The sequence below is a fragment of the Streptomyces sp. NPDC042002 genome (genome assembly GCF_055588305.1).
Genome location: NZ_JBVJCT010000011.1, coordinates 39,261 through 48,823 on the forward strand (window position 1 = coordinate 39,261; position 9,563 = coordinate 48,823).

Annotated in this window: 6 protein-coding genes; 1 reads left to right on the forward strand and 5 read right to left on the reverse strand. The window is 68.9% G+C overall.

Going from position 1 to position 9,563, the window contains the following annotated elements; genetic code table 11:
* Position 1: 1 nt before the first annotated feature.
* The 5 genes from ACZ6KY_RS18585 to ACZ6KY_RS18605 all read right to left on the reverse strand — a co-directional run bounded on the left by ACZ6KY_RS18585 (position 2) and on the right by ACZ6KY_RS18605 (position 5,281).
* Positions 2–646: a DUF6084 family protein gene (locus tag ACZ6KY_RS18585; protein WP_469311349.1), complete on the reverse strand. Its 645-nt coding sequence runs from the start codon at positions 644–646 to the stop codon at positions 2–4.
* Positions 643–1,377 carry a DUF5947 family protein gene (locus ACZ6KY_RS18590; protein WP_469311350.1) on the reverse strand — a complete coding sequence of 245 codons (735 nt, stop codon included), beginning with the start codon at positions 1,375–1,377 and terminating at the stop codon, positions 643–645. Before ACZ6KY_RS18590 ends, ACZ6KY_RS18585 begins: the two co-directional genes overlap by 4 nt.
* Positions 1,374–2,285 carry a NifU family protein gene (locus ACZ6KY_RS18595; protein ID WP_469311351.1) on the reverse strand — a complete coding sequence of 304 codons (912 nt, stop codon included), beginning with the start codon at positions 2,283–2,285 and terminating at the stop codon, positions 1,374–1,376. Before ACZ6KY_RS18595 ends, ACZ6KY_RS18590 begins: the two co-directional genes overlap by 4 nt.
* 77 nt (positions 2,286–2,362) lie before the next feature.
* Positions 2,363–4,144, reverse strand: a complete 1,782-nt coding sequence (locus ACZ6KY_RS18600) for a nickel-dependent hydrogenase large subunit (RefSeq protein WP_469311352.1) — start codon at positions 4,142–4,144, stop codon at positions 2,363–2,365.
* Positions 4,145–4,198: 54 nt separating this feature from the next.
* Positions 4,199–5,281, reverse strand: coding sequence for an NADH-quinone oxidoreductase subunit B family protein (locus tag ACZ6KY_RS18605; protein WP_469311353.1), 1,083 nt, complete (start codon positions 5,279–5,281; stop codon positions 4,199–4,201).
* A 640-nt stretch (positions 5,282–5,921) separates the two neighbouring features.
* Here ACZ6KY_RS18605 and ACZ6KY_RS18610 point away from each other — a divergent pair.
* Positions 5,922–9,554, forward strand: a complete 3,633-nt coding sequence (locus tag ACZ6KY_RS18610; protein WP_469311354.1) for a LamG-like jellyroll fold domain-containing protein — start codon at positions 5,922–5,924, stop codon at positions 9,552–9,554.
* The last annotated feature ends 9 nt before the right edge of the window (positions 9,555–9,563 follow it).

Genomic DNA, 9,563 nt, shown 5'->3' on the forward strand with positions numbered 1-9,563 from the left:
CTCAGTCGGCCCCCTTCCTCGCGTCGGCGGTGGCGAGGAGTTCGTCGAAGACCCGCTCCCAGGACGGCAGGGCGCGCGAGGAGCGGTAGCGGCGCAGCGCGTCCAGCACGTCCAGCCGGACGCGCAGCCAGCCCGAGTTGGGGAAGTACTGCTCGATCATGTTCCGCCACACGTCCACCGGCATCCGGTACGACGTCTCCTTGTGCCAGGGCACCGGCTCGGCCCGGAAGCCGTCCCGGCCGGTGAACACCGTGCCGGAGAAGAGCAGGAGCAGCGGGACCTCACCGCGCGACAGCGCCCGGAAGTACGACGCGGACGCGACCTCGGTGTCGTAGGTGCACGGCACCGGGAGATCCACCTCCGTCGAACCGGTGAACCCCGGGACCGTGATGGAGGCGTGGGCGAACTGCAACGGCTTGAGCGTGCTGTTCCAGCGGCTCGGCTCGCCGAACAGGTCGCCCAGCATGCCGACCTCCTCCGGCTCGTAGGACCGCCCGGCGGGCTCGATACGGATCTGGCAGCGCAGCGCGAGGGCGTGCACGGGCTGGTGGTCGGCCTCCTCGATGCGCAGCCCGAACAACAGCGTGGGCCCGGCTCCGTACGGCTCGGGGCGTACACCGGTACAGGTGAACTGGAGATCGGTCACGGGGTGCCCCCGGAATGCCTGGCCGGGCCCGCGGATTCCTCCGGAGCGGCGGGGGGACCGGCTTCCGCCGACGGGGTGGGGGGTCCGGGGTGCGCCGACGCGACTGTGGGCCCGGTTTCCGGGTCCAGCGGCCGGGCGGCCGCCGTGATCCGGTCGAAGAACTCCGCGATGTCCGCGCGTGCCTCGGTACCGCCGTCGAAGCCCTTCCAGTGCAGCCGCATCCGGCCGACCAACTCGTAGCAGACGTCGACCGGGACGAGCGTGCACGTCACCGAGCCGCCGCGTCCGCGGTGCAGCAACAGCGCCTCCACGTCGGGTTCCAGCAGCTCCGCGAGCCGGCTGCGCCCGAGGACCGCGTCCCAGGTCTGGGGGTCGAGTTCGCTCTCGGTGGCGCCCGCCGGGCTCGGATAGAAGGCCGCGAGCCGGTCGAGCTCGGAGTTGCGGAAGAAGAAGGCCAGCGCGACCGGGATCTGCAGCCGGTTCCAGTCCGCCTCGTCCAGGTCGAACCCGGGATCGGTGAGATACCGGTCCGGGACGGCCCGGAAGCGTCCCTGCCCCGCGCCCGGCCGGGTGAAGAGCAGATAGCAGGGCGGGCAGGCGCATTTGAGGGACCGTCGGGAGGTGTCGACGAGATGCCGGTGCTCGGCGGGCAGCGGCTCCCCGCACAGGTCGCAGCGCTCGCCCTTGGGTGGCGGCCTCCGGGTGAACTGCCTGAGGACGTCGGTGGTCATGGCCCCGCCCCCAGCAGCTCGCCGGGCAGCGCCACCCGCACCGACCCGTCCTCCTCCAGCAGCGGTACGGGCTCCAGGTGGCCCTTCTCGCCCCGGCCCGCCCGGTGCACGTCGAACTCGGCGGCACAGCCCGCGCACCGCAGCAGTTCGCCGTCCAGGACCGCCGGAGCGAGGCTCGCCGCACAGACCGGGCAGCGGTCGCGGTAGGCGTACAGCTGCCCCGGCAGCCGGACCAGCAGCAGCGTGCGGCCGGCGACCTCGGTGACCCCGGTGGCCCGGTCGCCCAACGGCAGAGCGTGGGGGCCGAGGGTGTACCAGCGTGCCGGATCGGCCGGTTCCGCGGACGGCGCCGCCTCGCCCGGAGCGTCGTCCGGGCGGTGCGGCAGGATCTGGAGCAGCGCCGGCTGCGGGCTCTCCTCGGCCATTCCCTCGACCTCGATGTGCTCGACCTCGGGGGCGATCCGGGCGACCGCCTCCTCGATGGTCCAGCGCACGGTCTGGGTGGAGGAGGGACAGCCGTCGCAGCTCCCGCGCAGTTTGAGCCGTAGCGTCGGACCGTCGGCCGCCTCCAGGTCGAGCCCGGCCACCTCGACGTCGCCCGCGTGCGAGCCGAGGTAGGGACGGACCTTGTCGAGGGCGCGGCCCACCCGGGTCGCGGTGTCCTCGGGATGCAGATCGTGCAGGATCAGCAGATCGCTGACGAGTTCGTCGGCGGTGAGGACGGCGAGGGGATCCGCGCCGTCCGGGGCGGAGCGCAGCAGGCGTACGGTCCGGGCCAGGCCCTCGCCGTAGAACTCCATGAGGCAGCGCACGAGTTCGTCCGCGGTGTCGCGCGCCTCCGGTCCCGCCTGCTGCGCCAGCTCGTCGAGCAGCGCGCCTATCCGCTCGCCCGTCTCCTGTCCGGCCATCGGCAAGCCCCTCTCCTGACAAAGGTCAGATCCTGCGGGAGGTCAGACCCTGGGGAAGATCCAGCTCCTGGGGGAGGTCAGACCGCCAGTCCGCTGAGCCCGGTCGGCAGATGCGTCTGCTCGACGGTCCGGCCGCCGCCGACGTACATGTGCACGCCGCACGGCAGACACGGGTCGAAGCTGCGGACGGCCCGCATGATGTCGATGCCCTTGAAGTTCTCGGGCGGGTTCTCCTCGAAGATGGGGGTGTTCTGCACCGCGTCCTCGTACGGGCCCGGTGTGCCGTAGCTGTCACGCACACTGCCGTTCCACGGCGTCGGCGGGTACGGGTGGTAGTTGGCGATCTTGCCGTCCCTGATCACCATGTGGTGGGAGAGCACGCCCCGGACCGCCTCGGTGAAGCCGCAGCCGATCGACTCGTCCGGCACGTCGAACTTCTCCCAGGTCTGGGTGCGTCCGGCGCGTACCTCCTCCATCGCCTGCTCGGTGAAGTAGAGGGCGGCCGCGGCGGCGTACGCCTGGAAGTAGGTGCGGGCCCGGTTGCGTTCGAGGGCGTTGCTCCACTGCGGGATCTTCCACTCCAGCGCCATCTCCGGCTTGGTCATCGTGCGCGGCAGGTTGATCTGCACGCTGTGCCCGGTGGCCTTGATGTAGCCGATGTCGACCAGCCCGGACAGGGCCGTGGACCACAGCCGCGCGATCGGGCCGCCGCCGGTGTCCAGCGCCAGATGGTCGGTGCCGTCGAACCAGCGCGGCGACATCACCCAGCTGTACTTGTCGTCGAAGTCCCGCTTCTGCGGGGCGGGGATGGTGTGCTGGTTCCACGGGTGCCGTTCGTCGACGGGGTTGCCGAGCGGGTCCCGTTCGACGAACTTCTCCATGCCCGACCAGTCCTCGTAGTACGAGCTGCCGAGCAGGATGCGGATGCCGAGGTTGATGTCGACGAGGCTGTTGGTGACCAGCTTGCCGTCCACGACCACACCCGGGGTGACGAACATCCGCCGGCCCCAGTTCTCCATGTTGGCGTACTGGAAGTCGCAGTACTCCGGGTCGTTCAGCGCGCCCCAGCACCCCAGCAGCACCCGGCGCCTGCCCACTTCCTCGTACCCGGGCAGTGCCTCGTAGAAGAAGTCGAAGAGGTCGTCGTGGAGCGGGACGACCCGCTTCATGAACTCCACGTAGCGGGTGAGCCGGGTCAGGTAGTCGGTGAAGAGCTGGATGGTCGCGACCGTGCCGACCCCGCCCGGGTAGAGCGTCGAGGGGTGCACATGGCGGCCCTCCATCAGACAGAACATCTCCCGTGTGTAGCGGCTCACTTGGAGCGCCTCACGGTAGAACTCGCCCTCCAGCGGGTTGAGCGAGCGCATGATGTCGGCGATGGTGCGGTAGCCGTGGTCGGCCGCGTGCGGGGCCTCGGTGCGCTCGGCGAGTTCGAGCACGCCGGGGTTGGTCTCGCGGACCATCCGCTCGCAGTAGTCCACGCCGACCAGGTTCTCCTGGAAGATGTTGTGGTCGAACATGTACTCCGCGGCCTCGCCGAGATTGATGATCCACTCGCCGAGGTGCGGGGGTGCCACGCCGTACGCCATGTTCTGGGCGTAGACCGAGCAGGTCGCGTGGTTGTCGCCGCAGATGCCGCAGATCCGGCTGGTGATGAAGTGCGCGTCGCGCGGGTCCTTGCCGCGCATGAACACGCTGTACCCGCGGAAGACGGACGAGGTGCTGTAGCACTCCGCGACCCGCTTCGCCTTGAAGTCGATCTTGGTGTGGATGCCGAGACTGCCCACGATGCGGGTGATCGGGTCCCACGACATCTCCGTGAGGCCGTCACCGCCCGGCTTGTTCGTCGCCGTCGCCATGGTGCCGCGCCACCTTCCTGTCGAGTGTCCTGCTCAGCGGGTGGGTAACCGTGGTCACCACGGGGCCTTGTAGCCGGTCGTGAGCTCCTCGCCCTTGCCGCGCCACTTCGGTTCCTTGTCGACGGTCTTCGCGGTGATGTTCCGCAGACGTCGTATGACCGAGCCGTAGATACCGCTCGCCGTCGCGGACACATGGCCGCCCGGCGGCTCGTCCATGAACGGCATGAACTTGTCCGGGAAGCCCGGCATGGTGCAGGCGATGCAGATCCCGCCGACGTTCGGGCAGCCGCCCACGCCGTTGATCCAGCCGCGCTTGGGCACATTGCACTTGACGACCGGGCCCCAGCAGCCGAGTTTGACCAGGCACTCCGGAGATCCGTACTCGGTGGCGAACTGTCCCTGCTCGTAGTACCCGGCACGGTCGCAGCCCTCGTGCACCGTCGCGCCGAACAGCCAGGTCGGCCGCAGTTCCTCGTCCAGCGGGATCATGGGAGCCGCGCCCGCCGCCTGGTACAGCAGGTAGAGCAGGGTCTCGGAGGCGTTGTCCGGGTGCACGGGGCAGCCCGGGATGCAGACGATCGGAATGCCCGCCTTGGACTTCCACTCCCAGCCCAGATAGTCAGGCACCCCCATCGCGCCGGTCGGATTGCCGGCCATCGCGTGGATACCGCCGTACGTCGCGCAGGTCCCGATGGCGACGACGGCGAGCGCCTTGGGGGTGAGCCGGTCGAGCCACTCGCTGGTGGTGATCGGCTGACCCGTCTCCGGGTCGTCCCCGAAGCCGCACCAGTAGCCCTCCGGCTTGACCCGCTCGTTCGGTATCGATCCCTCGACGACCAGCACGAAGGGCTCCAGCTCGCCCCGGTCGGCCTTGAAGAACCACTCGACGAAATTGTCCGCGCCCTGCACTGGCCCGCACTCGAAGTCGATCAGGGGCCAGTGGACCGCCACCTTGGGCAGTCCCGGCAGGGCACCGAGCGCCAGCTCCTCGATGCTGGGCTGGGTCGCGGCGGTCAGCGAGACCGAATCCCCGTCGCAGCTCAGCCCCGCGTTGATCCAGAGAATGTGGACGGTCGGGTCCTCCTGCGCGTCGTCCTGGGCGACGGGGTCGGCCGTCGTGGCGGTCGGGGCGTTCATGAGCCCTCCTGGGAATCAGCTCATTCAGGTCATAGCTGGCCAAACAGCCTTCCCCATGGTTACCGCCCAGGAGCGCCCCGGGTAAGTGCGAACCGGCCCTATCGCCCTCGCGCACTATCGCCCCGCCCCGGCGGGTTCGTCGCGTGGCGGAGGCAGCGCCCTTCACTCCCGCCGCGCCAGGCGCCCACCGCGCGTTGCCGTAACCGCCGCGCGTGTCCCGGCAAGGCGCTGGCCGGGACGCCGGTCGAAGCGCAGGTCCTGATCATGTGTAACTTTTGCGTTTAATTTTCTCTTCATTTGTTGTGTTCGAGGCCCAGCCGGCTTGGCGCGGCAATTTCTTCCGCTTCATGGAATGGGCATTCCTGTTCGATGATCCGCCGTTGTCGATGTCTTTGTATTTCCTTTTGACTTGTCCGTCTTGTTTGGGCGGGTGTTTTGGATGTGGTGGGCAGATTCGGTCGGATCTGTTCAATCTGAACGCGATTGACAGGTGGAATGTTCTGAGCTTCGATCTTGGCCGATATGGAGATCGTGTGACCACGGGGTGGGGGCTATGGGGTTAACGGGGTCGCGTCGTGCTGTCGGCGCGAGGGAACGCGTCAGACGGTTGCTGGGGCGTCGGGTCTGTGTGGCGGCATCCGTGCTCGTTCTGCAGCTGGTGGGCACCGCCGGCGTGCAGGCGGTCGCCGTACAGGCGACGCCCGACGATGCGCAGGCGTCTGTCGACAGCGGTGACCTGTCGCCCGAGGCGGGCGCGTCGCTGAAGGCCGCGCAGTCGGGTTCGCCCGTCGCCGTGGACTCCGAGACGACGCCCACCCAACTGGTCACGGCGCAGCCGGACGGCACGTTCAGCGTCGAGTTCGATCCCGAAGCGGTACGTGTGCGGCAGGCGTCGGGCTGGGTGCCGGTCGACACTGACCTCGCGAAAGACTCCGCCGGCGAGCTTGCGCCGAAGGCCGCTGCCGTGGACATCACCTTCTCCGGGGGCGGCGCGCACGACCCCCTGGCGCGCATCACCAAGGACGGCAAGACCTACAGCGTCGGCTCACCCTGGACGCTGCCGACGCCGACGCTCTCCGGTTCCACGGCCACGTATTCGGATGTCATGCCCGGGATAAATCTGGTGGTCCAGGCGACGGCGGACGGCTTCAGCGAGAACCTGGTCGTCAAGTCCCGTGCGGCGGCCGACAACCCGGATCTGTCGAGCGTTCGCTTCCCCGTCTCGGTCGAAGGCGTCTCCGCGTACGACACTCACTCCGGTGGTGCGGCCTTCGTCGACGGCAAAGGGCAGCCGGTGTTCACTACCGGCAGCGCGCTGATGTACGACTCCTCGACGGCCGCTGCCACGACCGTGACGCCGAACGCGGCTGGCGCGTCCAAGGCCTCGACCGCGGCGGCCTCCAGGACCTCGGTCACGGCACCGACCGCGTCGCGTACCTCGTCCGACGTGACGACCGCCGCCCTGCGGACGGCCGTTGCCGAAGCCAGCGTCCTCGACGGTCCCGACCCCGGAGCCCGTGCCACCGCCATGGACGTGACCGCCTCGGACGACGCGCTGACGCTGCGGCCGGACAAGTCCTTCCTCGACGACCCGGACACCACCTACCCCGTGGTCCTCGACCCGCAGACGACCAGCGCGTCGCTCTCGGGGTGGACAACGGTGTGGACGAGTTCGCCGGACACGTCGTTCTGGAAGACCTCGCACGCGTTGGGCGTCGGCTACGACGAGTGGGTGGACAACAAGAAGGCTCGTTCGCTGTACCAGTTCGACACGCATACCCTCGGCGGCAAGAAGATCCTCTCGGCGACCTTCACGGCCCTTGAGGTGTGGTCGGCCAATTGCACCGACAAAGCCGTGCAGTTGTGGCGTACTGGATCGATCTCCTCGGGCACCAAGTGGTCGGCGCAGCCAGCCTGGTCCACTCAGGTCGACTCGGTCTCCACGGCCAAGGGCTACTCGTCCGCCTGCCCCGGCGGAAACGTCTCCTTCGACGCCACCAAGGCGGTGAGTTACACCGCCGGGGAGTCCGCGTCGACGACCACACTCGGGTTGCGGGCCGCAGACGAGGGCGACGACATCGCCTGGAAGCAGTTCGCGTCGCCGTCGGACCACAAGCCCAGCCTGTCGGTGACGTTCGTGTCCAAGCCGTCCGCACCGACCGGTGTGAAGCTGTCCAGCCCCAACCTGGCGTGTTCGACGACCCGCGCCACCGCGGCCGTGATCCGGGACACGACGCCCACGCTGGGTGCGGCGCCGAAGTCGGCAGACGGCTCGCAGTCGACGCTGCGGCCGAACTTCGAGGTGTACAAGTATGAGGCCGACGTCACTGACCCGCTGGCCGGTTCGGGCAGCCCGTCGGCGTACACGACCTCCGGCACGACCGGCACCTGGACGACCCCGGCACTGACTAACGGGCAGACGTATTGGTTCCGCGTCCGCAGCCAGTACCAGTACTCCTTCGACGGCAAGACCGCCTCCATGTACTCGTCCTGGACCAGCGGGTGTTGGTTCCGGATCGACTCCTCGGCGCCGGTGCAGCCGGACGTCGACTCGACGACGTACCAGGAGTGCGCGAGCCCGGACAGCCCGGACGACTGCACGGCCTACGGCGGTGTGGGCGCCCCCGCGACGTTCACGCTCAAGGCCAACGGGGCGACGGACGTGGTCAAGTACACCTACCAGCTCAACGACAACCCGGTGCGCACCAAGACCTTCACCACCGCCACCACCAGCTACGCGGTGCCCCTGGCGCCGGACGTGCGCGGGGTCAATACCCTGACCGTCCAGACTTGGGACGCGGCAGGCAACGCCTCCGGCAGCTACACGTACACCTTCAAGGTCGCGCCCGGCGCGGGCCCCGTCGCCCACTGGTCCCTCGACGAAGGCACCGGCACCGCGGCCACCGACTCGGTCAGCGGCCGGACGGCGACCCTGGCCGGTTCGGCCGACTGGTCCTCACTCGCCCGGCTCGGCAAGTCCCTCCAGACCAACGGGACTTCGTCATACGCGGCGACTGGCTCGACGGTCCTGGACACCACCAAGAGCTTCACGATCTCGGCGTGGGCCCGGCTGACCGGCAACTCCCACAACGCCGTCGCCGTCGCGCAGGCGGGAGTCAACGGATCGGCGTTCGCGGTCTACTACTCGACCTCCAACAACGCGTGGATCTTCAACCGGTACACCACTGACGTGGCGGCACCGACCATCGTCCGCTCGATCGGCACCACCACGCCCGAAGTCGGTGTCTGGACCCACCTGATGGGCGTTTACGACGCGCAGGAGCAGACGATCCAGCTGTTCGTCAACGGCCTGGCGCAGGGCGACCCGGTCTCCTTCACCACGCCCTGGCAGGGCACCGGCGGCCTCCAGATCGCCCGCGGTCAGATCGGCGGTGCGTTCAGCGACTACTTCCCGGGCCAGGTCGACGAGGTGACCGCCTGGAACCGGATCCTGTCGGAGGAGGAGATCGCCGACCTCCAGTCGATGACCGATGCCGGCACCGGCCAGGCACAGCCGGCGCTCGCCGCCGAGTGGGGCCTGGACGAGACCTCGGGGACCAGCGCCTCGGACTCCTCCGGATACGGTCACGCTGCCACGGTCGCCGGCGGTGGCAGCTGGGCTGCCGACGCTGACGGAGGCAAGGGCAACGTCCTGTCACTGGACGGTACTTCGACGGCCAACGCCACAGCGAACGGTCCGATCGTCGACTCCCAGGGCGACTTCACGGTGGTGGCCTGGGCCAAGCTCGACACGGCGTCGCTGGCCGACACTACCGTGGCCCACCACATGAGGATCGCCACCCAGTCCGGCGGCGTCCGTGACTCATGGGGCCTGTGGTACGACCAGGCGGCGGGCTCCTCGCAGGGTATGTGGGTCTTCGGCCGTACAACCGCGGACGTCTCCGGCACCGGCGCCACGGTCGTGAAGGTGCCCGCCACCACCGCTTCGGCACAGCTGGTTGATCCGGGCGACTGGACCCTGCTGACCGGCGTGTACGACGGTGCCCATCACCAGCTGTTCCTGTACGTCAATGGTGTTCGCCAGGGCGCGCAGGGAGACACGGACACGGACGACGACACCGGAGACGGCGTCGTGTTCACCTCGCCCTGGCAGGCCACCGGCACCTTCAACATCGGGCGCGGGCGGATCAGCACCGGCGCGTACAGCGACTTCGCCCACGGTCTCGTCGACGATGTGCGGGTGTGGACCGGTGTCATATCGGATACCGCTATCGACCAGATGTACGTCAACGAAGTGCCCATCCCGTTGTAACGGCGGCGC

Bases quoted from the DNA above. Each gene is read 5' to 3' on its own strand.
- ACZ6KY_RS18590 (WP_469311350.1), bottom strand. From the start codon at position 1,377: ATGACCACCGACGTCCTCAGGCAGTTCACCCGGAGGCCGCCACCCAAG.
- ACZ6KY_RS18595 (WP_469311351.1), bottom strand. From the start codon at position 2,285: ATGGCCGGACAGGAGACGGGCGAGCGGATAGGCGCGCTGCTCGACGAG.
- ACZ6KY_RS18600 (WP_469311352.1), bottom strand. From the start codon at position 4,144: ATGGCGACGGCGACGAACAAGCCGGGCGGTGACGGCCTCACGGAGATG.
- ACZ6KY_RS18605 (WP_469311353.1), bottom strand. From the start codon at position 5,281: ATGAACGCCCCGACCGCCACGACGGCCGACCCCGTCGCCCAGGACGAC.